The organism is Nonomuraea sp. B19D2 (assembly GCF_040137845.1).
Taxonomy (GTDB): Bacteria; Actinomycetota; Actinomycetes; order Streptosporangiales; family Streptosporangiaceae; genus Nonomuraea.
The window spans coordinates 55,442-79,274 of the sequence record NZ_JBEFAK010000004.1 but is presented as its reverse complement, the minus strand read 5'-3'; the positions used below and the strand labels follow the sequence as shown (position 1 = coordinate 79,274).

The 23,833-nt window shown below is 70.5% G+C and carries 25 protein-coding genes; 12 read left to right on the top strand and 13 right to left on the bottom strand.

Going from position 1 to position 23,833, the window contains the following annotated elements; genetic code table 11:
- Positions 1–64: 64 nt before the first annotated feature.
- From ABN273_RS09685 to ABN273_RS09670, 4 genes are all read right to left on the bottom strand, one after another.
- Positions 65–973: a ubiquitin-like domain-containing protein gene (locus tag ABN273_RS09685; protein WP_349448339.1), complete on the bottom strand. Its 909-nt coding sequence runs from the start codon at positions 971–973 to the stop codon at positions 65–67.
- 81 nt (positions 974–1,054) lie between these two features.
- Complete coding sequence (locus ABN273_RS09680) at positions 1,055–1,909, bottom strand: TatD family hydrolase (protein WP_349448338.1); 855 nt, start codon at positions 1,907–1,909, stop codon at positions 1,055–1,057.
- A gap of 82 nt (positions 1,910–1,991) precedes the next feature.
- Positions 1,992–3,773 carry a methionine--tRNA ligase gene (gene metG, locus ABN273_RS09675; RefSeq protein WP_349448337.1) on the bottom strand — a complete coding sequence of 594 codons (1,782 nt, stop codon included), beginning with the start codon at positions 3,771–3,773 and terminating at the stop codon, positions 1,992–1,994.
- Between the two features lie 138 nt (positions 3,774–3,911).
- Positions 3,912–5,132, bottom strand: coding sequence for a glycosyltransferase (locus ABN273_RS09670; protein WP_349448336.1), 1,221 nt, complete (start codon positions 5,130–5,132; stop codon positions 3,912–3,914).
- 99 nt (positions 5,133–5,231) lie between these two features.
- Here ABN273_RS09670 and ABN273_RS09665 point away from each other — a divergent pair, with 99 nt between their 5' ends.
- Positions 5,232–6,779 (top strand): hypothetical protein, encoded by a 1,548-nt coding sequence (locus ABN273_RS09665; protein WP_349448335.1) that lies wholly within the window; start codon positions 5,232–5,234, stop codon positions 6,777–6,779.
- Here ABN273_RS09665 and ABN273_RS09660 read toward each other — a convergent pair.
- Together ABN273_RS09660 and rsmI are read right to left on the bottom strand one after the other, a co-directional pair.
- Positions 6,715–8,304: a dolichyl-phosphate-mannose--protein mannosyltransferase gene (locus ABN273_RS09660; protein ID WP_349448334.1), complete on the bottom strand. Its 1,590-nt coding sequence runs from the start codon at positions 8,302–8,304 to the stop codon at positions 6,715–6,717. The two genes, ABN273_RS09665 and ABN273_RS09660, sit on opposite strands and share 65 nt — an antisense overlap.
- A gap of 7 nt (positions 8,305–8,311) precedes the next feature.
- On the bottom strand, positions 8,312–9,181 hold the full coding sequence (rsmI, locus tag ABN273_RS09655; protein ID WP_502910986.1) for a 16S rRNA (cytidine(1402)-2'-O)-methyltransferase: 870 nt from the start codon (positions 9,179–9,181) through the stop codon (positions 8,312–8,314).
- Positions 9,182–9,248: 67 nt separating this feature from the next.
- Here rsmI and ABN273_RS09650 point away from each other — a divergent pair, with 67 nt between their 5' ends.
- A complete protein-coding gene (locus ABN273_RS09650) occupies positions 9,249–10,880 on the top strand; it encodes a dolichyl-phosphate-mannose--protein mannosyltransferase (RefSeq protein WP_349448332.1) in 1,632 nt (543 codons plus the stop codon).
- A 113-nt stretch (positions 10,881–10,993) separates the two neighbouring features.
- Positions 10,994–12,178 carry a hypothetical protein gene (locus ABN273_RS09645; RefSeq protein ID WP_349448331.1) on the top strand — a complete coding sequence of 395 codons (1,185 nt, stop codon included), beginning with the start codon at positions 10,994–10,996 and terminating at the stop codon, positions 12,176–12,178.
- Here the strand turns inward: ABN273_RS09645 and ABN273_RS09640 are convergent.
- Entirely contained in the window at positions 12,170–12,565 is a 396-nt protein-coding gene (locus ABN273_RS09640) for a MerR family transcriptional regulator (RefSeq protein WP_349448330.1), read from the bottom strand. The genes ABN273_RS09645 and ABN273_RS09640 overlap by 9 nt on opposite strands.
- Before the next feature lie 49 nt (positions 12,566–12,614).
- Between ABN273_RS09640 and ABN273_RS09635 the strand changes: the two genes are divergently transcribed.
- Positions 12,615–13,406, top strand: a complete 792-nt coding sequence (locus ABN273_RS09635; RefSeq protein ID WP_349448329.1) for an MBL fold metallo-hydrolase — start codon at positions 12,615–12,617, stop codon at positions 13,404–13,406.
- A gap of 217 nt (positions 13,407–13,623) precedes the next feature.
- Here the strand turns inward: ABN273_RS09635 and ABN273_RS09630 are convergent, their stop codons facing one another.
- A complete protein-coding gene (locus tag ABN273_RS09630) occupies positions 13,624–13,929 on the bottom strand; it encodes a hypothetical protein (protein WP_349448328.1) in 306 nt (101 codons plus the stop codon).
- Positions 13,930–13,932: 3 nt separating this feature from the next.
- Complete coding sequence (locus ABN273_RS09625; RefSeq protein ID WP_349448326.1) at positions 13,933–14,631, bottom strand: TetR/AcrR family transcriptional regulator; 699 nt, start codon at positions 14,629–14,631, stop codon at positions 13,933–13,935.
- Positions 14,632–14,706: 75 nt separating this feature from the next.
- Here ABN273_RS09625 and ABN273_RS09620 point away from each other — a divergent pair, with 75 nt between their 5' ends.
- From ABN273_RS09620 to ABN273_RS09610, 3 genes are read left to right on the top strand one after another with little or no spacing between them, the layout of a single operon-like run.
- Positions 14,707–15,339 (top strand): class I SAM-dependent methyltransferase, encoded by a 633-nt coding sequence (locus ABN273_RS09620; protein ID WP_349448325.1) that lies wholly within the window; start codon positions 14,707–14,709, stop codon positions 15,337–15,339.
- Entirely contained in the window at positions 15,302–16,054 is a 753-nt protein-coding gene (locus ABN273_RS09615) for a PIG-L deacetylase family protein (protein ID WP_349448324.1), read from the top strand. Before ABN273_RS09620 ends, ABN273_RS09615 begins: the two co-directional genes overlap by 38 nt.
- 54 nt (positions 16,055–16,108) lie before the next feature.
- The gene (locus ABN273_RS09610) at positions 16,109–16,888 is read left to right on the top strand and encodes an alpha/beta fold hydrolase (RefSeq protein WP_349448323.1); all 780 of its coding nucleotides are present in this window, start codon (positions 16,109–16,111) and stop codon (positions 16,886–16,888) included.
- Here ABN273_RS09610 and ABN273_RS09605 read toward each other — a convergent pair.
- Complete coding sequence (locus tag ABN273_RS09605) at positions 16,839–17,807, bottom strand: helix-turn-helix transcriptional regulator (protein ID WP_349448322.1); 969 nt, start codon at positions 17,805–17,807, stop codon at positions 16,839–16,841. The two genes, ABN273_RS09610 and ABN273_RS09605, sit on opposite strands and share 50 nt — an antisense overlap.
- Before the next feature lie 63 nt (positions 17,808–17,870).
- On the opposite strand from ABN273_RS09605, the gene ABN273_RS09600 reads away from it, so the two are divergent.
- Positions 17,871–18,344 (top strand): VOC family protein, encoded by a 474-nt coding sequence (locus ABN273_RS09600; RefSeq protein WP_349448321.1) that lies wholly within the window; start codon positions 17,871–17,873, stop codon positions 18,342–18,344.
- Here ABN273_RS09600 and ABN273_RS09595 read toward each other — a convergent pair.
- Both ABN273_RS09595 and ABN273_RS09590 read right to left on the bottom strand, forming a co-directional pair.
- Positions 18,334–18,981, bottom strand: coding sequence for a haloacid dehalogenase type II (locus tag ABN273_RS09595; RefSeq protein WP_349448320.1), 648 nt, complete (start codon positions 18,979–18,981; stop codon positions 18,334–18,336). The two genes, ABN273_RS09600 and ABN273_RS09595, sit on opposite strands and share 11 nt — an antisense overlap.
- Positions 18,978–19,568 carry a TetR/AcrR family transcriptional regulator gene (locus tag ABN273_RS09590; RefSeq protein WP_349448319.1) on the bottom strand — a complete coding sequence of 197 codons (591 nt, stop codon included), beginning with the start codon at positions 19,566–19,568 and terminating at the stop codon, positions 18,978–18,980. The genes ABN273_RS09595 and ABN273_RS09590 overlap by 4 nt, the downstream gene beginning before the upstream one ends.
- Before the next feature lie 268 nt (positions 19,569–19,836).
- Here ABN273_RS09590 and ABN273_RS09585 point away from each other — a divergent pair, with 268 nt between their 5' ends.
- The 4 genes from ABN273_RS09585 to ABN273_RS09570 are packed head-to-tail and all read left to right on the top strand — an operon-like array spanning position 19,837 to position 22,666.
- The gene (locus tag ABN273_RS09585) at positions 19,837–21,027 is read left to right on the top strand and encodes a Cmx/CmrA family chloramphenicol efflux MFS transporter (protein ID WP_349448318.1); all 1,191 of its coding nucleotides are present in this window, start codon (positions 19,837–19,839) and stop codon (positions 21,025–21,027) included.
- Between the two features lie 5 nt (positions 21,028–21,032).
- A complete protein-coding gene (locus ABN273_RS09580; protein ID WP_349448317.1) occupies positions 21,033–21,833 on the top strand; it encodes a maleylpyruvate isomerase family mycothiol-dependent enzyme in 801 nt (266 codons plus the stop codon).
- A 15-nt stretch (positions 21,834–21,848) separates the two neighbouring features.
- On the top strand, positions 21,849–21,974 hold the full coding sequence (locus ABN273_RS09575) for a hypothetical protein (protein ID WP_349448316.1): 126 nt from the start codon (positions 21,849–21,851) through the stop codon (positions 21,972–21,974).
- A 38-nt stretch (positions 21,975–22,012) separates the two neighbouring features.
- Positions 22,013–22,666 carry a LysE family transporter gene (locus tag ABN273_RS09570; RefSeq protein WP_349448315.1) on the top strand — a complete coding sequence of 218 codons (654 nt, stop codon included), beginning with the start codon at positions 22,013–22,015 and terminating at the stop codon, positions 22,664–22,666.
- A gap of 201 nt (positions 22,667–22,867) precedes the next feature.
- Here the strand turns inward: ABN273_RS09570 and pip are convergent, their stop codons facing one another.
- A complete protein-coding gene (gene pip, locus ABN273_RS09565; protein WP_349448314.1) occupies positions 22,868–23,827 on the bottom strand; it encodes a prolyl aminopeptidase in 960 nt (319 codons plus the stop codon).
- Between the last annotated feature and the right edge of the window lie 6 nt (positions 23,828–23,833).

Genomic DNA, 23,833 nt, shown 5'->3' with positions numbered 1-23,833 from the left:
AAGCCTGCTGCGTTGTCGGCCGAGCTGAAGCCTGCACCGTCAGCCGAGCTGAAAGCCTGCACCGTCAGCCGAGCAGGCGGTCGCCGCAGGTCGGCCACTGGCTCTGCCACCGGTCGCCCATCTGCTGGTAGAGGACCTGTGCCCGGTACGTCTGCTCCTCCACCGGCCAGTCGCTGGGCAGCCCCATGCCGCCCACGGCCTGCCACACGGGCAGGCTGAACTGGTACATCCCGTAGTAGGGCCCGTCCGGGTTGTACGCCTGAGGGTCGCCGTTGGCCATGCACTGGGCCAGCGCCAGCCAGTCGAGTGCTATGACGTCCGGCCGGATCGGGATGGTGTGCGGTGGCGCGACCGTGATGACCGTTCCGTCCTTGGGGAAGCTGTCGAGCGGCGGCGTCACCAGGTAGTCGCGGCGCAGCGGGACACGGTTCTGCCTGAGCACCTCGCGTACGGTCCTGGCAGTGGTGCGCGAGGTGATCCGGGCGGTGCCCGCGACCACGTACACCTTGCGCCGGGTGTAGAAGGTGAGCCTCATCCCCGACAGCGGCACCGCGTCGTCCGGTGGCGCGGACACCCTGCCGGCCGCCGGGGTGAGGTCGAGCTCGGCCAGGGCGTCGCCGACGTTCGTGGCGGTGACCAGGCGCCTGCTGGTGCGGCCGTCCAGGGTCAGGGTGATGGGGCGCGCATGGCGTACCTCGATGGTGGACCCGTCGGTGACGTCCTCCTGCGCGCCCGGGCGTACGACGTCGCCGTACCCCACCGTGACACCGGCCTCGGCGAGCACCTCGTGCACGGTCCCCGCGTACGCGCGGATCTCCGTCGGCCGGCCGTCGACGATCACGACGACCTCTTTGACCAGGAACGACACCGCCACGAGTGCCCCGAGTGCCGCGGCGCCCGCCAGGCACACGACCGGCGTCCACGGTGAACGCCAGGGGATCGGCGGACGCGGCGCACGCCTTTTTCCTCGCACGAACCACCTCCGGTACGGTCAGGACCGCCCGAACGTTAGTGGCGCGTCACTCTCCGCATCCACGGGTTCACCAAAAGATGGTCACCACTCGCCGAAGACTGTGACTCCGTTGACGCTGATCGCCTCACACAACCGATCCGGATGGATCCCTTTGACCTCCGCCAGGCAGCGCAGGGTGAGAGGGATGAGGTAGGGGGCATTGGGTTTGCCCCGGTACGGCACCGGCGGCAGGTAGGGGGCGTCGGTCTCGACCAGCATGAGCTCCTGGGGCGCGGCATGGGCGGCCTCTCGGAGGTATCCGGCGTTCTTGTACGTGACCGGACCGGAGAAGGACATGAAATATCCAGCTTCGGCGCACTTTTTCGCCATTTCGGCGTCGCCCGAGAAGCTGTGAAAGACGACCTTCTCCGGCGCGCCTTCGTCACTCAGCACCTTGAACACGTCGTCGTGCGCGTCGCGGTCGTGGATGACCAGGGCCTTGCCGGTGCGCTTGGCGATCTCGATGTGCGCGCGGAAGCTCGCGTGCTGGTCCTCCTTGCTCGCCCAGTCGCGATAGTAGTCGAGCCCCGTCTCCCCCACCGCGCGCACGCCGGGCTGCCGCGCCAGCCGCTCGATCTCGGCCAGGACCTCCGGGGTGGCCTCGTGGGCCTCGTTCGGGTGGATGGCCACCCCGGCGTACACGCCTTCCTGCTCGGCCGCCACCTCGGCGTTCCACCTGGACGACTTCAGGTCGTAGCCGATCGTGACCAGCCGCGTCACGCCGACCGCCCTGGCGTCCTCGAGGATGCCGCGCACGCTGGCCTCCGCCGCCTGCGCGGCCTGCGCCACCGGGTCGCCGGACGACGCCTGCCTGTTGCCGACCATGATGTCGAGGTGGCAGTGGCTGTCGAACACGGGCGCGGAAAGCGGCTCAGGCGCGGCGGGAAGCTTGGTCACGGCATCCAAGGTAGCCGCCGCACCCGGTCATTCGCCCAGCCGGGCCGGTCCCGTCTCACTCGCCCAGCCTGGCGGTCCCGTCTCACTGGCCCAGCCGGGCCAGCTCCTCGTCCACGACCTTCGGGTCGAGCTTCTTGAACAGCGGCACGGGCGGCGCGAGCGGCGTGCCCGGCTTGATCGGCCGGTGCTCCCAGCGGGCCGCCCCGTCGTAGTCGCCGGTGATCACCGGGTATGCGGTGCCGCCGTCCTCGTCGACCTCGCGCATCTCCGGCATGCCGGACCACACGCCCTCGCCGCCGAGCATGGCGAAGACCTTGTTGGACGAGCCGGGCAGGAACGGCGTGAGCATCGTCTTGGCGTCGTCGACGACCTGGAGCGCGACGTGCAGGATCGACTTCTGCCGCTCCGGGTCCTCCTTGAGCTTCCACGGCTCCTGCTCGGCCAGGTATTTGTTGGCCTCGCGGACCACGTCGAACGCCTCGGTGATCGCGTTCTTGAAGCGCGACCTGGCCAGCTCCGCGCCCACCGGCGCGAACGCGTTGCGCGAGCGCTCCAGCAGCGCCCGGTCGGCGTCGGTCAGGTCGCCCGGCTCGGGCACGACCCCGAAGTTCTTCGCCGCCATCGAGATCGACCGGTTGACCAGATTGCCCCAGGCTGCCACCAACTCGCCGTTATTGCGGTTGACGAACTCCTGCCAGGTGAAGTCGGTGTCCTGATTTTCCGGCCCTGCCACCGCGATGTAGTAGCGCAGCGCGTCGGCGTCGTAACGCGCCAGGAAATCTCGTACGTAAATAACTACTTGCCGCGACGAGGAGAACTTCTTGCCCTCCATGGTCAGGAACTCGCTCGAGACCACCTCGGACGGCACGTTGAGCGCCCCGAGCGGGCCCGGCGAGCCGTCGCGGGCGCCCTGCCCGCTGTAGCCGAACAACATCGCCGGCCAGATCTCGGCGTGGAAGACGATGTTGTCCTTGCCCATGAAGTAGTAGCCGCGGGCGTCGGGATTTTGCCACCACTCGCGCCACGCGTCGGGGTCGCCCGAGCGCCTGGCCCACTCGATGGAGGCCGACAGGTAGCCGATCACCGCGTCGAACCAGACGTACAGCCGCTTGTTGGGCTGGTCGCGCCAGCCGTCGAGCGGGATCGGCACGCCCCAGTCGAGGTCGCGGCTGATCGCGCGCGGCTGCAGGTCGCCGAGCAGGTTGAGGGCGAACTTCAGCACGTTGGGCCGCCACTCGCCCTGCTTGGACTGCAGGTAGGAGCCGAGCACCCCGGCGAAGGCGGGCAGGTCGAGCATGAAGTGCTCGGTCTCGACGAACGTGGGCGTCTCGCCGTTGATGCGGCTCTTGGGGTTGATCAGCTGGATCGGGTCGAGCTGGTTGCCGCAGTTGTCGCACTGGTCGCCGCGCGCGCCGTCGTAGCCGCAGATGGGGCAGGTGCCCTCGATGTAGCGGTCGGGCAGCGTGCGGCCGGTCGACGGCGAGATCGCCCCCATCGTGGTCTTAGGGAAGATATAGCCGTTGTCGTAGAGGCCCTTGAAGATCGCCTGGGTGATGGCGTAGTGGTTTTTCGTCGTGGTCCTGGTGAACAGGTCGTAGGACAGCCCGAGCCCGGTGAGGTCCTCGGCGATGACGCGGTTGTAGCGGTCGGCCAGCTCCCTGGCGCTCACGCCCTCCTTGTCGGCCTGCACCTGGATGGGCGTGCCGTGCTCGTCGGTGCCTGACACCATCAGCACCTTGTTGCCCGCCATCCGCTGGTAGCGGCTGAAGACGTCGGACGGCACGCCGAACCCGGAGACGTGCCCGATGTGGCGGGGGCCGTTAGCGTACGGCCACGCGACGGCGGTCAAGATGTGCTGGGACATAGTCCTAAGCCTACGGGTCTCCCATCCCGCCTCGAACCCAGTTCCCCCACACGGCACGTCCTTCTCCGGAGGGCCTGCGGCGCAATGAGAACGGCGCCCACTCAGTGGGCGCCGCAACGGTCGATGGGGGTAGGAGGATCAGCGCTTGGACTCCTCGAGGGAGACCGCTTCCGCGGCCTCCTCCGCGGCCTTGGCGGCGACGTCGACGGAGCTCTCCCGGGTGCGCCGGATGCCCAGGATGCTGACGAACAGCGAGGCGAAGATCGTCTGGAAGCTCATGATCAGCGCGGTGGCGGAGGGCACCACGATACGCAGCGACTCCCGCGGGTCCAGCTCACCGAAGCTGCGCACCTGCCAGTGCACCAGCGACATCACCAGGCCGATCAGACCGGCCAGCGCCAGCAGCCCGCCGACCACGAGCCCCTTCTCCAGGCTCACGACGTCGATCAGCTTGCGGATGCGCGGCGACTCCGGCAGGAAGCCCTCCTCGGCCGCGTACACCTTCGTGAACACCGCGAACAGCGCCGCCTGGAAGCCGATCACCACCAGCGCCGACGACCCGACCAGGGTGTCGACGTCGAAGGCCAGCTCGCCGATCTCCACCGGCCCGAACGTCAGCGCCGTCCCGGCCACCAGGCCGAGGACCATCATCAGGACGCCGGGGTAGAAGAACAGCCACTTCGGGCTGTAGAGGAGCAGGAAGCGCAGGTGGCGCCAGCCGTCGCGCCATGAGCGCAGGTGCGGCGGGCGGGAGCGGCCGTCGGGCGAGAGCGTCGTGGGGACCTCGCGCACGTCGAGCCCCGACAGCGTGGAGCGCACCACCATCTCGGAGGCGAACTCCATGCCGCCCGTCTGCAGCTGCAGCCGCAGGATCGAGTCGCGCCGGAAGCCGCGCAGCCCGCAGTGGAAGTCGCCGATCTTCGAAGGGAAGAACAGCCGGCCGACGAACGACAGCACCGGGTTGCCGAGGTAGCGGTGCAGCGGAGGCATGGCGCCGGGTGCGATGCCGCCCTTGAAGCGGTTTCCCATCACCAGGTCCGCGCCGTCGCGTAGCTGCTCGACGAACGGCAGCAGCGAGGTGAAGTCATAGGAGTCGTCGGCATCGCCCATGATGACGTATTTGCCGCGCGCCGCCCTGATCCCGCCTATGAGGGCGTTGCCATAGCCCTTCTCGTCGACATGGACCACGCGGGCTCCGGCGTCGCGGGCGAGCTGTTGTGAGCCGTCCGTGCTGCCGTTGTCGGCGATCAGCACTTCGCCCTCGATGCCGTGCTCCTCCATGCACGCCAGTGCTTTGCGTACACAGACTTCCACGGTCTCCGCCTCGTTGAGGCAGGGCATGACCACCGTCAGTTCCACGTGTCTACCCTTCAGTTAAGGCTGTTCCAGTGAACCATCATGCACTGTGCCCGAGCCTGTTCGGGTCAAGACCCAAAAACGACTGGCATTCTTTACAGCATGGTGAGCGTCGCGGAGATTACCCGTGTGGACCACTCCGCCCCTGGCCGGGCAGCTCGCGCGCTGTCCATGTTGCGCCGGCATCGAGTGTTCGCCGCGGCTTTCGGCGTGGGCGCCGTGCTGCGGCTCATCGCCATGCTCGGCTACGGCCCGGCCATGTGGTTCAACGACTCGTACGAGTACGTCTCGGTGGCGCTGCACCCGAGGCCGCACCCGATCAGGCCCGACGGCTACAGCTTCTGGCTGCTGCTGCTCAAGCCGTTCCACAGCTTCACGCTGGCCATCTTCACCCAGCACCTGATGGGCCTGGCAACGGCCTGCCTGATCTACGCGCTGCTGCGGATCAAGTTCAGGCTGCCGAAGTGGGGCGCCACGCTGGCGGCGGCTCCGGTGCTGTTCGACGCGTACCAGATCCAGCTCGAGCAGATGGTGATGTCCGACACCATGTTCACGCTGCTCGTGGTGGGCGTGATCACGCTGGTGCTGTGGAAGCGGCGGCTGTCGTGGCAGGCGGGGGCGGTGGTCGGCCTGCTGCTGGCGCTCACGTGGCTGACGCGCTCGATCGGCCTGCCGATCCTGGCGCTGGTCGTGCTCTACCTGCTGGTCAAGCGGACCGGCTGGCGCCCGATCACCGCGGTCATCACCGCCTCCATGATCCCGGTGATGGCCTACATGGGCTGGTTCGCCTCCGCGTACGGGAAGTTCGCGATGACCAACAGCGACGGCCTCATCCTCTACATGCGCACGGCGATCTTCGCCGACTGCAACAAGATGCACATCGACAAGTACAAGGAGGTCCAGCTCCTGCTGCTGTGCATCAACGACCCGGCCAGCCAGCGCAAGGACTACGCGCAGTGGTACCTGTGGGGTCAGGGCAACGGCGACGGCACGGGCACCGGCGAGGTGCTGCACCGGTGGGGCATCAACAAGAAGTTCAGCGAGATCACCAACGACGCCGCCAGCGCGTTCGCCACCCGGGCGATCCTGTCGCAGCCCGGCGACTACCTGAAGGTGGTCACGCGTGACTTCTTCCGCTCGTTCCACTGGTCGCGGCCGCGGTTCCCCGACGAGTCGACGTACAACATGTACCAGTTCAAGCCCTACTACGACATCGACGAGAACGGCCAGCCCAAGCGGCTGCCGAAGTGGTCGTCGTACGCGGGCGGCCGGACCGACACCGACGCGTTCAGCTACGAGCAGGGCCCGCCGGAGACGCGGATCGTGCACCCGTGGGCCGACATCATGAGCGCCTACCAGAAGGTGTTCTACCTGCGCGGCATCATGCTCGGCGGGATCCTGCTGATCGGCCTGTACGGCGTCGCGGTCAGGTGGCGCAAGTTCGGCGGCCCGGTGGTGCTGCCGTGGCTGGGCTCGGTCGGGCTGCTGCTCGCCCCGGCGGCGACGGCGGAGTTCGACTACCGGTACGTGCTGCCCGCGGTCCCTCTGGCCTGCGTCGCGGCGGCGATCACGCTGCGCAAGGGCGTCACTTGGCCGCGGTGGTCACCCAGGAGCGCATCAGCATCCGAGCCCACCACTCTGCGTGTGTGATCGTCTCGGCGGTCAGCACCGGATAGAGCCACCAGAAGTTGACCAGCACGATGAGCGCGAACGCCCCCACCGCCGCCGCCCCGGCCGCCCGCCGGGCGGCCGGGGCGTCCTGTCTGCCCAGCACCAGCCCCGCCACCAGCACGAGCGCCAGCACCATGAACGGCACGACGGGGATCATGTAGAACAGGTACATCGTCCGGTTGTCGGCGATGGCGTAGTAGAACCACGGCAGCCAGCCGACCGCGAACCCCAGCAGCGTCGCCCCCGCCCGCCAGTCGCGCGTGGCCACGTACCAGGCGATGAGGCCGATCAGCGCCAGGATGGCGGCGTACCACAGGGCCGGGGTGCCGACGCCGTGCACCGCCTGTGAGCACGCGCTGGCCCCGCACGCCGACGGCGGCACGTTCGCCGGGTAGTAGAAGGCGACCGGCCGGATCAGCAGCGGCCACGACCAGGGCTCCGACATGTACTGGTGATATTCGTGCAGGTTGCTGTGGTAGCCGAGCACGTCCAGCTGGTACTGCAGCCACGACCGCACCGAGTCGAAGACGAAGAACGCCGGCCCGGACGAGGTGGCCTGGTCCCAGTTGCGCCCCCAGCCGCCCGCGGTGGCGAACCACCCGGTCCACGACACCGTGAACGTCACCGCGGGCACGATCGCCATCGCCGCGAACGCGCCCGGCAGGTCGTACGAGAAGGTGCCGCGGTAGGACCCGCGCACGCCCAGCGCCCGCCTGGCCCCCATGTCCCACATCAGGCTCATGATCGCGAACGCGATCAGGAAGAAGATCCCCGACCACTTCACCGCGCACGCGGCTCCCAGGCAGAAACCGGCGGCCAGCCGCCACGGCCTGAGCCCCAGCCGCGGCCCCAGCTCGGTGACCGGTCCGCTGTCGTACAGGCCGGCCAGCCGTTCTCGCGCCCAGTCGCGGTCGGCCACCAGGCAGGCGAACCCGGCCAGCACCCAGAACATCAGGAAGATGTCCAGCAGCGCCGTGCGCGACAGCACCAGGTGGAGCCCGTCGAGGGAGAGCAGCAGCCCGCCCAGGCACCCCAGCAGCGTCGAACGGGTCATCCTGCGCGCCACCCTGGCGATGATCAGGATGGACAGAGTGCCGGCCAGGGCCGCGACGAAGCGCCAGCCGAACGGGTTCATCCCGAACAGCCACTCCCCCACGGCGATCATCCACTTGCCCAGCGGCGGATGCGCCACGAACGAGGCGCAGTCGTCCGGCTGCGGGCACTGCTGGAAGATGTCCAGGTTGCCGGCCATGAGGCGCCGGTCGGCGATCGGGTTCTTGGCGTCGCCGAGCATGGTCCGCTCGACGCCGTGCGTGAGCAGCGAGTACGCGTCCTTGGCGTAGAACGTCTCGTCGAAGACGACGGCGTTGGGCTCGCCGAGCCTGATGAAGCGCAGGAGGCCGCCGAAGAGCGCGACCAGGAGCGGCCCCGCCCACCCCAGCAGGGCGCTCCCCTGCATCGGCGGAACCAGCCGTTGCGCGGAAACCCCCCAGTTCCTCACCATGCGCACCCTATGGCGTAGGGGATCTCCTGTGAACCAGGTCGTACAGCTCCCGTTTGGGGATCCCCGCCTCCTTGGCCACCTCGGCGACGGCGAGCTTACGCTGCGTGCCCTCGGCGACCCTGCGGTCCACCTCGGCGACCAGCTCGTCGAGGTCCGGCTCGCCCGCACCCGGCACGTGCCCGGCGACCACGATCGTGATCTCGCCCTTGACGCCCTTGGCGGCCCACTCGGCCAGCTCGCCGAGCCCGCCCCGGCGTACCTCCTCGTACGTCTTGGTCAGCTCGCGGCACACGGCGGCCTGCCGGTCGGGGCCGAACGCCTCGGCCATGGCCTCCAGGGAGCTCGCCAGCCGGTGCGGCGCCTCGAAGAAGACCATCGTGCGCTCCTCGCCCGCCAGCGCGGACAGGCGGCGGGTGCGGTCGCCCGGCTTGCGCGGCGGGAAGCCCTCGAAGCAGAACCGGTCGCTGGCCAGCCCTGACACGGCCAGCGCGGTCGTGACCGCGCTCGGCCCCGGCAGCGCGGTCACCGTGATGCCCTCGTCGACCGCGAGGCGCGTCAGCCGGTAGCCGGGGTCCGACACGCCCGGCATGCCCGCGTCCGTGATGACGACGACCGTGCGGCCCTCCTTGAGGGTCTCGATGAGCTCGCGGGCCCGGCCCGCCTCGTTCTGGTCGTAGTAGGACACCACCCGGCCGGTGATCTCCACGCCCAGCTCGGTCGCGAGCCTGCGCAGGCGCCTGGTGTCCTCGGCGGCCACCACGTCGGCGCTCCCGAGCACCTCCCGCAGCCGCGGCGAGACGTCGCCCGCCTGGCCGATGGGGGCTCCTGCCAGCACCAACTTGCCGTCTACAGTCACCTGACCATTGTGACAGGGCATCCCAATTACGCGCGTTTCTACGACGTTCCTGCAATTGCTATCGGCTTGGGGCCCGTACGATGTCCGAATGGCGGTGACCGATTCCCCGTACCAGGCCTACGAAAGTTCGGAGGTCGGCGAAAGCCTTCCTCAGACGCGGTCCGTACGCGATCGGGTCGTGCCTCCCATGCGCGGCAGCGTCCTGTGGGGATGGGTGGGCCCGCTGGTGGTCACCCTCTTCGGCGCTGTATTGCGCTTTATGAACCTGAGCCATCCCAAAGCCGTGGTGTTCGACGAGACGTACTACATGAAGGACGCGTTCTCGCTGATCACCTGGGGCGTCGAGCGGACCACGATCAAGGACGCCGACAAGACGATCATGGCCGGCAAGACCGGCATCTGGCAGTCGTGCGCGCCCGAGCAACTCGACAAGTGCGCCTCCTACGTCGTGCACCCGCCGCTGGGCAAGTGGATGATCGGCATCGGCGAGTGGCTGTTCGGGCTCAACCCGTTCGGCTGGCGCTTCGCCGCGGCGCTGATCGGGTCGTTGTCGATCCTCATCCTGGCCAGGGTGGCCCGCAGGATGACGCGTTCGACGCTGCTCGGCTGCTTCGCGGGCCTACTGCTGGCCCTCGACGGCCTGCACTACGTGCTGTCGCGCACGGCGCTGCTGGACATCTTCCTGATGTTCTGGGTCGTGGCCGCGTTCGCCTGCCTGGTGGCCGACCGCGACCAGGCCAGGGAGCGGCTCGTGACCTGGTACGAGACCTCGCCGATGTCCCAGTACGGGCCGTCGCTGGGGATCAGGTGGTGGCGCATCGCGGCCGGGGTCTGCCTGGCCTTCGCGATGTCGGTCAAGTGGTCGGGGCTGGCGTTCGCGGTGGCGTTCGCGATCATGTCCGTGCTGTGGGACTTCGGCGCACGCCGGGCCGTGGGGCTGCGGCATCCCTACGTGGGCGCGTTCAACAAGGACCTGCCGCAGGGGGTCCTGGCGTTCGCGGTGGTGCCCTTCGTGACGTACATGGCCACGTGGACGGGCTGGTTCGTCAACGCGACCGGCTACGGGCGCAACTGGGCCCAGGCGACCTCGTCGGGGCCGGGGTTCTTCATCTTCGACTCGGTACGGTCGTGGATCAAGTACCAGTGGCAGGTCTACACGTTCCACAGCGGACTGGAGTCCTCCCACCCGTACATGTCCGAGCCCTGGCAGTGGCCGCTGCTGCTGCGCCCCGTCGCCTTCTACTACGAGGGCAGGCAGGACACCTGCGGCGTCAAGGACTGCTCCGAGGCGGTGCTGGGCGTGGGCACGCCGGTGATCTGGTTCGGTGCGGTGGCCGCGCTGGTGACCCTGATCGGCTGGTACGTCTCCTCGCGCGACTGGCGGGCGGGGGCCGTGCTGCTGTCGTACGCGATGGGCCTGGTGCCCTGGATCTACTTCGCGATCGCCGACAACCGTACGATGTTCCTGTTCTACGCCATCCCGATGGTGCCGTTCATGGTGCTGGCCATCACGTTGTGCGCCGGGCTGCTGATAGGGACGTCGAAACCGACGGCCACGGGTGTGACGCCGACGCGGCGTACCATCGGGGCCGCCGCCGTCGGCGCCTTCGCGCTGATCGCACTGATCAACTTCTGGTGGTTGCACCCGATTCTGTCCGCCGAGCTCATTCCGTACACCGAATGGAAGGCCCGCATGTTGTTTGAAAAACGGTGGATATGACCGACTTACCGTCCGCTCATTAGTGCTTTCTTAGGGTAGTCGCCGTGCAAGACCCAATACGCACCGGATTCGGTCATCGTCAGGCCAGGGGTAGATACGGCAAACTTCGGGGCATGAGTGCACCGGATGTCGCCGCCCTCCTCGCGGAGTTGGAGCGATCACAGCCGGAGCTGGCCGAGGAGGCCAGGACCGCCGTCGAATGGTTGACGGGCGGGGAGCCGTTGGAGACGGTGACCCAGCTCGACGTCTGCGAGTTCCTCTGGTACACGTTGCCGCTCAAGGTGGGCGGCGACCACGAGCGCCTGGCACGTTCGCTCGGGCGGCTGCTCCAGCTCGGTGGCTTGGAGCGTTACGCCGCCATGTGCGTGTCACCCACGACCGTCCACATCCTGCGCACGTACGCCCGAGAGGGCGAGGAGGCGGGCACCAGCGCCTACCAGCAGGCGCTCGACGCCACGGGCGTGCTCCCGCCCGACGTGCCCGAGCTGCAGTGGAGCATGATCATGGGGCCCGAGGAGCTGGGCGCGCACCTCGCCTGCTCCGCCGCCCTGGAGCTGGCGATCGTCTCCGGCGAGAGCGTCGAGCGCACCGCGCTGACCCGCCGCTGGCTCACCGAGCCCCGCACCGACCTGGGCGGCGACAGCTGGCTCAACCGGGTGCACGGCGAGCGGCTCAACCGCTGGGTGCTGGGGCGCGGCCCGGCCAGGCGGGAGCTGGCCCAGCCGTTCGAGGTCCGCCTGCACGCGCCCGTGACCCCACAGCCCCTGCCCGCCCTGCACCGACTGCTCGCGCTGGCCGCCTCCGGGGAGAGCCTGCCGCTGCGGCTGGCGCCCTCGCCCGAGGCGCTCAGGTTGCGGGAGCTGGCCGAGCGCGAGCTGGGCGCGATCAGCCGCGACGGCGCGCGGCTGGCCATCACCGACTACGGCAGGCGGCTGCTCAAGTCGCCCGCGGCCATGTGGTCGGCGGTGACCAGGCTGCTGCTGGCCCGGGGCAAGCAGGAGTTCGAGGTGTCGGCGCGCGAGGCCGCGCTGATGCTGCTCGCCGACGGCACGCTGATGTCGCCCGCCAAGCTGCGCGAACGCGTGGCGGAGGTGGTCGGCGGCGAGGGCTGGCATCCCACCACGAGCGTGAAGGACGTGGCCGCGCCGGTGGCCGACCTGATCTCGCAGCTCACCGCCCTGGAGCTGGCGTTCAGCGACGACCTGGCGGTACGGATGGACCGCTCCGGCCAGCTCGCGGCCCTGGCGGCGCTTCGCGCCCACGCGCTGCGGCCGAGGAAGTACGTCAGCTCAGGCTGACACCCGGCGCACCGCCTGCTTGAACTCGGGACACTCGATGAGCGGGTCGTGGTCGCAGGTCACCGCGTGGCGCAGGCTGTCACGCAGCCGGGTGAGCTGGGCGACCCGCTCGGAGACCTCGCGCTCCTTGGCGGCCATGCGCTCGCGCAGCGTCGCGTCGGACGGCTTGGCCCGCAGGAACTCGGCGATCTCCGCCAGCGTGAACCCAGCGTCGCGGGCGCACGTGATCAGCGCCAGGCGCTCCAGCGTCTCCGGGCGGTACGCGCGGCGCAGGCCGTTGCGCCCCTCGGCCTGGATGAGCCCCTTGCGCTCGTAGAACCGCAGCGCCGACGCGGCCAGCCCGCTCTGCCTGGCCACCTCGCCTATGTCGATCAACGTGTCGTCCACGACCTGGCTCCTTGACTTGAACCGCACTTCAAGTAGCAGCCTAGCCCGCATGCGAATTCACCATTTGAACCTCGGCTCCATGCGCGAGATCGAATCCCTCGACGGCCGTCCGGCGGCACGCGCGGTGTGCCACGCGCTGCTGATCGAGACGCCCGCCTCCGGGCTCGTCCTGGTCGAGGCCGGGCTGGGGCTGGACGACGTGGCCAAGCCCGGCGAGATGCTGGAGCGTGAGTGGACGGAGCTCGTCCAGCCGCTGCTCTCCCCCGCCGAGACGGCCGTGCGGCAGGTCGCCGCGCTCGGGCACGACCCGCGCGACGTGCGGCACATCGTGCTGACCCACCTGGACGTGGACCACAGCGGCGGCCTGCCCGACTTCCCTGACGCCCAGGTGCACGTCATGGAGGCGGAGCTGGAGGACGCCATCGGCCAGGCCCCGAACCGCCGCTACCGCCCGGGGCACTGGGCGCACTCGCCGAAATGGGTGACCTATCCGGGCACGGGCACGCGGTGGCTCGGCGTGGCGGGCGTGCGCCCGCTGACGGGGCTGCCCGAGGACATCCTGCTCGTGCCGCTCGACGGGCACACGCGCGGGCACGCGGGGGTGGCGGTCAACGACGGAGACCGCTGGCTGCTGCACGCCGGGGACGCCTACTTCTACCACGGCGAGCTGGACCGCCGGCCCCAGCCACACCCGCTGATGGACGTTGTGCAGGTCAGCGCCCAGGTCGATCCGGAGCGCCGGGTGTCGAGCCAGGAACGCCTGCGCTCGCTCGCACACGACCACGGGGTCGCCGTCTTCTCCGCCCACGACCCCTGGGAGCTCGCCGATCACCTGGGTTGATCGCTACGGACACACTGAGCGCCCGCCCTCCGAGGAGGACGGGCGCTCAACGCGTGAGTACCGGTGTGCAGGTCGCCTCTCGGCGAAAGGCACAACGCGGCTCCAGCCGAACGGTAGTCCGCGAAGGCAATAAGTGAGGCCCGGGGACACTGGACACACCGGCCACGATCTATGTAACCACACCCGCCCGCCGAACATTCCCCGGCGCGACGCGAATTCAGCCGGATCGAGTGGGAACCCCGGCGGGGCCCGCGACGGCGACGTCCCGGGCGAGAAAAAGAGCGGCGAACGCGAGCAGCCCCGCCACGCCGCCGATCCAGGCGACGATGGAGCCCACCCCGGCGGCGGTGATCTCGGGACCGGTGAGCAGGGATTGCACACATGCGAGGCTGAAGAGACCGCCGAGCTGTTTGGTGAGCGCCGATCCGGCGGTCGCGGTGCCCATGTCGGCGCGGGGGACGCTGTTCTGGGTGGCGATCGTGAGGCCGCCCATGGCGGGGCCGGCGCCGAGGCCCACGAGCATCGGTCACCCGGCCTCGCCGCCCTTCACCGCGCCGTGCAGGAAGAGGTCCACCAGCTGGGCCGGGGTGAGCGGGGACGGCCCCCGGCCGGCTGCCATGACCAGGAACTGGAACGCCTCGGCCAGGCGCTCGGGCGGGAGCCTGAGGCTGTCGCGCTCGGGCTCGAACAGCTCGGCCAGCACTTCGCGGGTCGCCGCCATCGACGCGTCCCGCCCGAAGCCCCTCCGGCTGTCTCCCTCGGACTCTCCCTGGCCACCGTCGGCGGCTCGCACGTTTTCAGCGGCGGACCCGCTACCCGTCTGGTCGGTGGCGGGCATGCTCAGGAGGCGGCCGTCGCGGCGGAGGCCACCCGAGGCGGCGAGGGCGCCGGCGACGGCGCCCATCCGGGCCAGGTGGCCGCGCAGCGCCTCCGCCGCCTCGACCAGCCGCTCCTCCAGGGGCAGGTCGAGCGAGATCGCCGCCACATGCGCGAGCGTGTCGTCGGGGCGCACCGCCTCCGCCATGCACGCGGCCAGCAGCGCGTCCTTGTCGCCGAAGGCACGGAAGATCGTGCCCTCGCCGATGCCCGCCGCGCGGGCGACCTGGGCGGTGGTCACCGAGGTGCCGTACTCCACCACCAGCGGAAGGGCCGCCCTGACGATCATCTCGCGGCGCTGTTCGGGACTCATCGCCGGCGCGCGCCGCCGGCCTGTCGGGGTCGTCATGCCTATGAGCGTATGGAGTGAGTACTCACTCCGTCAATCCTCGTTTGACTTCCCCCAGGCGGATACGTGGATGGCATGGGAATCGCGTCCTGGGTCAGCGGCGGACCCGTCAAATCGCCCTTCGCCCTGCCCACCGGTCTGCTCGGCCACCTGGCGGGCCTGTTCATGCTGTGGACCAACCGCCAAGCCGAGCTCCTGCCCTGCCTCGGCGTAAAGCCCGGCGAGCACGTGCTGGAGGTCGGCTACGGCCCGGGCGGCCTGGTGAAGCTGCTCGGCAGGACAGGCGCCGCGCGGGTGTGCGGCGTGGACCCGTCACCCGAGATGCGCTCGCAGGCCGCGCGCCGGGCGAAGGGGGCCGACCTGCGACTGGGGGCCGCGGAGGACACCGGATTCGCCGAGGACAGCTTCGACTGCGTGGTCGCGGTGAACAACGTGGCGCTCTGGCCCGACCTGGAGGCCGGCCTGCGGGAGTTGCGCCGCGTGACCCGCCCCGGCGGCCGGGTGGTCGTCGCCTGGCACGGCGGCACGTCTCCTTCCATGATCGCCCGTCACCTGCTCCTGTCGGAGGACGAGCTGGACCGGATCCGGCGCGCGCTGGAAGAGACGTTCGACGAGGTCGATCGGACAGAACTGAAGAGCCTGACGGTGTTCCGGGCTAGGGTGATCGCCCATGGCGACAGTCCTGGCGTTCCACGCGCATCCGGATGACGAGGTGTTCCTGACCGGCGGCACGCTGGCCCGCGCCGCCGCCGAGGGCCATCGCGCGATCGTCGTGGTCGCGACGGACGGCGTCATGAAGTCCGTGGCGGAAGGCGGCACGACCCGCATGGAGGAGCTGCGGGCCAGCGCCGCCGAGCTGGGCGTGGCACGCGTCGTGCACCTGGGCTACGCCGACAGCGGCCACGGCAAGGAGCTGTACCCGGACCCGCCGGACCGGACGCGCTTCGTACGCGCAGGCACCGAGGAGGCCGCGGCCAGGCTCGCCGAGATCCTCCGCGAGGAGAACGTGGACCTCCTGCTCAGCTACGACCCCAACGGCGGCTACGGCCACCGCGACCACGTCAAGGTGCACGAGGTGGGCAGGCGGGCCGCCGAGCTGGCCGGAGTGCCCAGGGTGCTGGAGGCGACCATCCCCCGCGACGTCGTCGTCCGGCTGGTGCGCCTGGTCCGCCTGCTGCGGATCCCGTTCCGCTTCGACGACCGGGCGCTGGCGAAGGCGTACAGCCCGAGCGCGGCCATCACCCACAGGATCGACGTGCGCCGCTACGCCGGGCAGAAGCAGCGGGCCCTGGCCGCCCACCGCTCCGAGGTGGCGGGGAACGGCCGGATGGCCCCCGTCATGAGGATCCTCGTACGGCTCCCCACGCCCGTGTTCGGCCGGCTGCTCGGCCGCGAATGGTACGTCGAGTTGAAGCTGGGGTGACGGGGCCGGCGTCGGAGCCATGACCGTTCACCGGACACCTCTACGATGCTAAACATGCCTTTTGCGACAGCCGTGGACGGTGTCAAGCTGTCCTACCAGGTCCGCGGCGGCGGGCTACCGCTGGTGCTCCTGCAGGGACAGGCCAACAACCACCACTGGTGGGATCCCGTGCGCGCCGACTTCGAGGACTCCTTCCGCACCATCACCTTCGACTACCGCGGCACGGGCGACAGCGACAGGCCCGACGAGCCGTACACCACACGCGGCTTCGCCACCGACGTGCTCGCGGTGCTCGACGAGCTGGGCGTGGAGCGGGCGCACGTGTACGGGACGTCGATGGGTGGCCGGGTGGCCCAGTGGCTGGCGGCCGACCATCCCGCGCGGGTCGGGTCGCTGGTGCTCGGCTGCAGCTCGCCGGGCGGCACCCACGGGATCGAGCGGGACAACGACGTACGCAGGTCGCTGGCACAGCGGGACCGGGCGGCCGCCGAGCGCGCGCTGCTGGAGCTCATGTACACGCCTGCCTGGCTGGCCACCCACCCCGGCCCGCACCACACGGTCGGCGACCCCGACATGCCCGCGTACGCCCGCCGCCGCCACCTGGCGGCCAGCGGCGGCCACGACAGCTGGGACGCGCTGCCCTCCGTCGCCGCGCCCACGCTGGTCGTGCACGGCACCGACGACGTGTTCAACCCGGCGGCCAACGCCCCGCTGCTGGCCGGGCGCATTCCGGGGGCGGAGCTGCGGATGATCGAGGGGGCGCGGCACGCGTACTTCGAGGAGTTCAGAGAGGTCGCGAGCCCTCTGGTGCTGGAGTTCCTGCTGCGCGGGTGAGGCGGGCGGCCAGCGCGTGCAGGTGCGTGGCGAGCTCGGGCGGCTCGTGCACCTCGAACTCGCAGCCCAGCCCCAGCAGGTGGAAGGCGAGCCAGTCCAGGGTGTCGCCGTGCATGTGCAGCCGGCAGCGCTCCCCGTCGGCCGGGGTGACCTCGCCCAGCGCCCTGACCGCCTCCGTGGGCCGGGTGTGCAGCGTGACGACGGCCTCGTACGTGGGGGCGAGCGAGTAGAGCTGCTCGGCGACGTACGCGGCGGCGTCCCCGGCGGGTGGCTCGCGCGGCGTGCTCCTGGCGCCCGTCGCCCGCAGCTCGGCGATCCGGTCGATGCGGAAGATCCGCCAGTCGTCGCGGTCGCGGTCGTGCCCGAGCAGGTACCAGCGCCGCCCGGTCGCGACGAGGCGGTGCGGGTCGACCAGCCGCTCGCTGCTCGTGCCGTCGTTCGCCCGGTACCCGAAGCGCACCTGCTCCCGGTTCGCCACGGCCGCCGCCAGCGTGGTGAGCTGCCCGGGATCGACCCGCTGCCCGTACTCCGGGGGCAGCGGGACGGTGGCGCCGCCCAGTGACCTGACCCGGTAGCGCAGGCGGGACGGCAGCACCTGCTCCAGCTTGGCCAGGGCGCGCACCGACGCCTCCTCGATGCCCTGGACGGGGTGTCTGGCGGCGGTGGACAGGCCGACCGCGATGGCCACCGCCTCCTCGTCGTCCAGCAGCAGCGGCGGCATGGCCGCGCCCGCGACCAGCCGGTATCCGCCGGCGGCGCCCATGGTGGCCTCGACCGGGTAGCCGAGGTCGCGCAGGCGCTCGACGTCGCGCCGCACCGTACGGCGGCTGACCCCCATTCGCTCGGCCAGCTCGCTGCCCGGCCACTCGCGCGAGCTCTGGAGCAGCGACAGCAGGGCCAGCAGGCGGGACTCTGTCATGGATCCCAGCGTATGTGAGCATGTGGGACAGAATCTGACCTACATCCGGAATAGCCTCCAGGCATGAACATTCCAGAGGGCTACACCACCGTCACGCCGTGGATCATCGGCCACGACACCGCCGGGCTCATCGACTACCTCAAGACCGCGTTCGACGCCGTCGAGCTGGCCAGGGTGACCGACGACGAGGGACGCATCGGGCACGCGGAGGTGCGGATCGGGGACGCGGTGGTGATGATGTTCGACGCCGCCCCCCACTGGCCGTCCACCCCGGCCTTCCTGCGCCTGTACGTCCCCGACGCCGACGCCGCCCACCGCCGCGCCGTCGAGGCGGGCGGGACGTCGGTGACCGAGGTCACGCACCTGTTCTGGGGCGACCGGGTGGGACGGGTACGCGACCCGTTCGGCAACCTGTGGTGGATCCAGGCCCGTGTCGAGGAGCTCTCGCCGGAGGAGATGGAGCGCCGCATGAGCGACCCCGTGTTCACGAAGGCGATGGAGTACGTCCAGAGCGCGGATTTCTTTCCTAGCCGGTAATACTCCTCGCCAGCGACACGAGATCGGGGGCCGACAGGTGCGGGGCGCTCATCACGCTCGGGTAGGGCGTGCCGCGCCGCTCCAGCCACGCCCCCGACAGCCCGACCCGCTGGGCGCCGTCGATGTCCCACGGGTGCACCGCGACCAGGACCGCCTGGTCGGGCCGCACCCCGGCGTGGCCGACCGCGTACTCGTAGGCTGCGCGGGCGGGCTTCCACGCGCGGGGGCCGCTCACGTCCAGCGTGGCCTCCACCAGGTCGAACAGCCCTTCACGGCGCAGGATCCCCTCGGTCATGGCCGCCGCCCCGTTCGTCATGGTGAACAGGCGGATGCCGCCCTCGCGCAGCAGCCGCATGCCCTCGGGGACGTCGGGATGCACCCGCAGCTCGGTGAACCCCTTGAGCACGTGACTCACGGCCTCGTCCCCGGCCCCCATCTCCCTGAGCAGGTCGGCGGCGATCCGGCCGAACTCGGCGAAACCGCCCGCCGCCGTGATCGCGAACCCGTCGCGCAGCACGCTCGCGAACCACGTCCCCATCTGCTCGCCGGACAGCCCCACCTCCTCGAATCTGCCCCGCATCGGCTCCATGTCGGTGAGCGTCTCGTTCACATCGAAGATCACTACCTGTGGTTTCATCGTGTTTCCCTTCTGAGAGAGTCGAGTGCGGCGGACGCCCCCTTGCGCAGGGCGGCAGGGTCGGCGCCGGCGCGCGAGCGGAGGTTCACCCCGTAGGCCAGCAGGGTCAGGGACTCCGCGGTCGCGTCGAGGTCGAGACCGTCGGAGAGCTGCCCCTGAGCCCAGGCCGCTTCCAGGGCCGTGCGCATCGTCGCGCGGAGCCGGTCGTGGTGCTGGTCCAGCAGCCGGCGCACGTCCGGATCCGCGCCTTCCGCGTTGGCGTTGGTCGCCATGCAGCCCCAGCGCGCGTGCTCGCCCGCGCACCTGGTCTGGATGAGGCGGCCGAAGAACGCCTCGATGGCGGGCAGCCCGCGCCCGTCGTCGGCCAGGGCCTGGAACATCGGTTGCGAGCGCCGCTCGACGTAGCGGCGCAGCGCCTGCACGTACAGGTCCTGCTTGCCGCCGTAGGTCGCATACAGGCTGGAGCGGCTGAGGCCGGTCGCCGCGACGACCTCCGCGATGCCCGTGGTGGCGGCGCCACGCTGCCAGAACAGGCGCTCCACCTGCTCCAGCACCGCCTCGGGATCGAAATGCTTCACGTCCGGCATCGGCACCTCCGCGGCCAATCTTGGAACAATTGGTCCAAGATAGCAAATGCGTTGGACAGCACTCGTACGGGCTTGCTACGTTCGCGGCTATGTCCAGCCCCGAGGCGTCAAGACGCTAGCCACCGGTCATCCGGTGGCTGTCTCGCGTTGACGGGCTCTCCGCGAGCCGTGCGGATCATCGTGATGCGGCCGGTTCCCCAGGGGGCAGGACCTTCCCTCGGCCTGCCCGCTTCCTTGTCGATCCTCGATGCGGTCGCGGAGTTCTTTCATGCCTTTCGCTGTTTACCTGCTCGGACTGGCGGTTTTCGCCCAAGGGACGTCCGAGTTCATGCTGTCCGGGCTCATCCCGGGCATCGCGCGGGACCTGCAGGTGTCCATCCCCGCCGCGGGGCTGCTCACCTCGGCGTTCGCCGTCGGAATGGTGGTGGGGGCGCCGCTCATGGCGGTGCTCAGCCTGCGCTGGTCCCGGCGGTTCGCGCTGCTGGCCTTCCTGGTCACGTTCCTGGTCGTGCACGTGGTGGGCGCGGTCACCACCAGCTATGCCGTGCTGCTCGGCACGCGGGTGATCGCGGCGCTGGCCAACGCCGGGTTCCTGGCGGTGGCCATGGCGACCGCCATCGCGCTCGCGCCCCCGGACGCCAAGGGGCGCGCCACCTCCGTCCTCCTCGGCGGCGTCACGATCGCCTGCGTCGCGGGCGTGCCGGGCGGCGCGCTGCTGGGCGAGGTGTGGGGGTGGCGCTCGGCGTTCTGGGCGGTGGCCGTCGCGCTGATCCCGGCCATCGTCGCCGTGCTCCGGTCCGTGCCGTCCGGCGCCCCCGGTCCGACCGGTCCGCGTGCCCGCGGGGAGCTGCGGGCGCTGCGCCGGCCGCGGCTGCTGGTCCTCCTCGTGCTGGCCGCTCTGGTGAACGGCGGCACCTTCTGCACGTTCACGTACCTCGCGCCCCTCCTCACCGGGGACACCGGGATCGGGTCCTCCTGGATGCCCCTGATGCTGGCCCTGTTCGGGCTGGGCTCGTTCGCCGGGGTGACCGTCAGCGGGCGGGTGGCCGACCGGCGGCCGATCCGGCTGCTGGTGATCTGCGGGCCGGCGCTGGCCGCCGGCTGGGCCGTCTTCGCGTTGACGGCGGGGGCGCCGGTGCCCGCGGTCGTGCTCGTCTTCGTCCAGGGGACGCTCTCGTTCGCCGTGGGGTCCACGCTGATCTCGCAGGTGCTGTACGCGGCCACCGGCGCGCCCACCCTGGCCGGCGGGTTCGCCACGGCCGCGCTGAACGTGGGCGCGACGCTCGGGCCGTGGCTGGGCGGCGTGACCATCGGGGCCAGGCTCGGGCTGCGGTCGCCGCTGTGGGTGAGCGCCCTGCTGGTGGCCGCCGCCCTGGCCACCGCCGCCGTCGCCCACGGCGTCGGGCGTCCGTCATCCGCAAAGTCGGTGGAGCAGGACCATCCGTCTGAGGCAAAGTGAGTGTCATGGAACCCGCTGCACGCTTCCGCCGGGAGATCCGGGCATTCCAGGACGCCGCCCGGCGGGCGGCCGGGACCGGAGCCGCGCCGGCCGTGCCGTCCTGTCCCGGCTGGTCGGTCGCCGATCTGGTGATCCACCTGGGCTCCGTGCACCGGGGCGTGTTCAGCATCATCAAGGACCGGCGCGACGGGCCGCCGGACGCCTCCGACCTCTCCTTCGCCGGGCTGCCGCCGGACCTCACGGGGTGGCCCGATCCGCAGCACGCGCCCAACCTCGGGCCGATCCCGGACGGGGTGCTCGACTGGTTCGAGGAGGGGGCGGCCCGGCTGGAGGCGCTCTTCAACGAGCACGAGGCGGGCGATCCGGCGTGGACGTGGTCGAAGGAGCAGACCGTCGGGTTCTGGGTGCGGGTGCAGACCATCGAGGCCGCCGTGCACCGCTGGGACGCCGAGAACGCCGTCGGCGTCCCGCGCCCGATCCACGAGGACGTGGCGGCCGACGCGGTCACGCAGACGTTCGAGGTCATGGTGCCCGCGCGGCGGGAGTGGACGCAGGCGCCCGCCGGAGCGGGCGAGCGGTTCCGCTTCCGGCGCACAGACGGCGAGGGCGACTGGGCGGTCCACTTCGACGGCCCGGACGTGCGGCTCTCCTTCGAGGCGGACGGCGGCGCGTTCGACGTCGAGCTGGCCGGGAGCGCGTCGGACCTGATGCTGTTCCTCTGGCATCGCATCCCGGCCGACGGTCTCGACGTGCGCGGCGACAAGAGCAGGCTCGACCGATACTTTGCCCTTGCGCCTCCCGTATGACCTAATCTGACCGATATGCAGGTCAGGAACTTGAACGGCACGCAACTGGCCGTGATCAGGCCGGCGTCCGGCGGGTTCCCCCGGCACAGCCACGACGAGTACGTCATCACCCCGGGCCGCTTCCGGGCCGTCAACATCTGACAAGACCACGGATACCTTCGGCCACCAGAGTGAGCGCCATGTACGAGGTCTTCATGCTGGCCCTGTGGGTGGGGCTGCTGTTCAACGCGGCGCCGGGTGCGGTGTTCAGCGAGTCGTTGCGGCGGGGTGTGCGGGGCGGGTTCGGCCCGGCGTTCGCGGTGCAGGTCGGGTCGCTGGCGGGCGACGCCGTATGGGCGCTGCTCGGGCTGGCCGGGGTCGGCGCGCTGTTCACCCTGCCGGCCCTGCGCGTGCCGCTGACGATCGGCGGCTGCCTCCTCCTCGCTTGGCTGGGGCTGACGGGGCTGCGTGACGCGGTCTTCCCGCGTCACGCAGCTCCCGGCGATGTTTCGGGGCGGGGCGGCGTCACGGTCGGGGCCGCCATGTCGCTCGGCAACCCGTGGAACGTCGTCTACTGGTCGGGCGCGGCCGGCGCCGTCAGCTCCGTGCTGGGCGAGGACGCGGGCTTCGCGAGCCTGGCCACCTTCTTCACCGGCTTCATGACCTCCTCGCTGGCCTGGTGCTTCATCTGCGCCGGACTCATCGCGCTCCTGCGCAGGGCCCTGCCGCCGCTCGCCGTACGCCTCCTGGAGGCGGGGTGCGGGGCGGCGCTGCGTGTTCGCGGCCCTCCTCGCCGCCCGCCTCCTATGAGCCGCGCGCGGGGAGACGCCGTGGACGCAGGTACCGCCAAGTGAAGATTGTCTGACACGACCGATAATTCGGTGGTGTCCCGATGCCTGCAGAAGCTACCGTTACTGCAGGTCAGCGGCTGGACAAGCGCGCTGTCCCCGCAGACCCGCGGCTCAACCGTACGGAATCGACCGACGGCGAGGCGATGGTCACCACTGGCGCCGTCCTAACGCCCCAGACGATCGCGAGCCGCGGGTCCCGGCCTCTCACCGGCCGGCGAAGCCGTCGAGGGCTGCGAAGATCTCGTTCTGGAACGTCTCGCTCCCGGTGTGCCCGGAGTCGTCCACGACGACCAGCTTGGCATCCGGCCAGGCCTCGGCCAGCTCCCACGCCGTCTCGAGCGGCCCGCCCATGTCGAGGCGGCCGTGGATCAGCACGCCGGGGATCCCGGCCAGCCTCCCGGCCTCGCGCAACAGCACGCCTTCCGCCAGCCACGCGGCGTTGGAGAAGTAGTGGGCGCAGATGCGGACGAACGCGTGCAGGGCCTCGGTCGGCCTGTCGCTGTAGGCGTTCTTCTTTCCGTTGGGCTCCGCGGAGATCACCGCGTCCTCCCAGTCCGTCCAGTCGTGGGCCGCCTTCGCGCGTACCTCCGGGTCGGGGTCGGCCATGAGCCGCGAGTACGCCGCCAGCAGCGCGAAGGTGTCGCCGTCGCGGTCGGCCTCGGGCACGCCCTGCCTGAACCGCTCCCGCGCCTCCGGGAAGAACCGGCCGACGCCGCGGTAGAGCCAGTCGATCTCGGAGCGGCGCGTGGTCGTGACCGCCACGATGACCATCTCCGACACCCGCTCCGGATGGGCCTCCGCGTAGGCCAGCATCAGCGTCGAGCCCCACGAGCCGCCGTACAGCAGCCACTTGTCGATGCCGAGGTGCTCGCGCAACTGCTCCATGTCGGCGATCAGGTGCTGGGTGGTGTTGGTGCTGAGGTCGGTGGCGGGGTCACTGGCGTGCGGCAGGCTGCGGCCGCAGTTGCGCTGATCGAACAGGACGATCCGGTAGCGCTCCGGGTCGAACGTCTTGCGCACCGAAGTCGAGCACCCCGCCCCGGGCCCGCCGTGGACGACGAGCGCGGGCTTGCCCTCCGGGTTGCCGCAGACCTCCCAGTAGACGAGGTTGCCGTCGCCGGTGTCGAGCATGCCGTGGTCGTACGGCTCGATGGGGGGATACATGGAGAC

Bases quoted from the DNA above. Each gene is read 5' to 3' on its own strand.
- ABN273_RS09645 (WP_349448331.1), top strand. From the start codon at position 10,994: ATGAGTGCACCGGATGTCGCCGCCCTCCTCGCGGAGTTGGAGCGATCA.
- ABN273_RS09615 (WP_349448324.1), top strand. From the start codon at position 15,302: ATGGCGACAGTCCTGGCGTTCCACGCGCATCCGGATGACGAGGTGTTC.
- ABN273_RS09585 (WP_349448318.1), top strand. From the start codon at position 19,837: ATGCCTTTCGCTGTTTACCTGCTCGGACTGGCGGTTTTCGCCCAAGGG.
- ABN273_RS09630 (WP_349448328.1), bottom strand. From the start codon at position 13,929: ATGCTCGTGGGCCTCGGCGCCGGCCCCGCCATGGGCGGCCTCACGATC.
- ABN273_RS09580 (WP_349448317.1), top strand. From the start codon at position 21,033: ATGGAACCCGCTGCACGCTTCCGCCGGGAGATCCGGGCATTCCAGGAC.
- rsmI (WP_502910986.1), bottom strand. From the start codon at position 9,181: ATGCCCTGTCACAATGGTCAGGTGACTGTAGACGGCAAGTTGGTGCTG.
- ABN273_RS09600 (WP_349448321.1), top strand. From the start codon at position 17,871: ATGAACATTCCAGAGGGCTACACCACCGTCACGCCGTGGATCATCGGC.
- ABN273_RS09590 (WP_349448319.1), bottom strand. From the start codon at position 19,568: ATGCCGGACGTGAAGCATTTCGATCCCGAGGCGGTGCTGGAGCAGGTG.
- ABN273_RS09575 (WP_349448316.1), top strand. From the start codon at position 21,849: ATGCAGGTCAGGAACTTGAACGGCACGCAACTGGCCGTGATCAGGCCG.
- ABN273_RS09625 (WP_349448326.1), bottom strand. From the start codon at position 14,631: ATGACGACCCCGACAGGCCGGCGGCGCGCGCCGGCGATGAGTCCCGAA.
- ABN273_RS09665 (WP_349448335.1), top strand. From the start codon at position 5,232: ATGGTGAGCGTCGCGGAGATTACCCGTGTGGACCACTCCGCCCCTGGC.
- ABN273_RS09635 (WP_349448329.1), top strand. From the start codon at position 12,615: ATGCGAATTCACCATTTGAACCTCGGCTCCATGCGCGAGATCGAATCC.
- ABN273_RS09570 (WP_349448315.1), top strand. From the start codon at position 22,013: ATGTACGAGGTCTTCATGCTGGCCCTGTGGGTGGGGCTGCTGTTCAAC.
- ABN273_RS09595 (WP_349448320.1), bottom strand. From the start codon at position 18,981: ATGAAACCACAGGTAGTGATCTTCGATGTGAACGAGACGCTCACCGAC.
- ABN273_RS09660 (WP_349448334.1), bottom strand. From the start codon at position 8,304: ATGGTGAGGAACTGGGGGGTTTCCGCGCAACGGCTGGTTCCGCCGATG.
- pip (WP_349448314.1), bottom strand. From the start codon at position 23,827: ATGTATCCCCCCATCGAGCCGTACGACCACGGCATGCTCGACACCGGC.
- ABN273_RS09620 (WP_349448325.1), top strand. From the start codon at position 14,707: ATGGGAATCGCGTCCTGGGTCAGCGGCGGACCCGTCAAATCGCCCTTC.
- ABN273_RS09605 (WP_349448322.1), bottom strand. From the start codon at position 17,807: ATGACAGAGTCCCGCCTGCTGGCCCTGCTGTCGCTGCTCCAGAGCTCG.
- ABN273_RS09610 (WP_349448323.1), top strand. From the start codon at position 16,109: ATGCCTTTTGCGACAGCCGTGGACGGTGTCAAGCTGTCCTACCAGGTC.
- metG (WP_349448337.1), bottom strand. From the start codon at position 3,773: ATGTCCCAGCACATCTTGACCGCCGTCGCGTGGCCGTACGCTAACGGC.
- ABN273_RS09650 (WP_349448332.1), top strand. From the start codon at position 9,249: ATGGCGGTGACCGATTCCCCGTACCAGGCCTACGAAAGTTCGGAGGTC.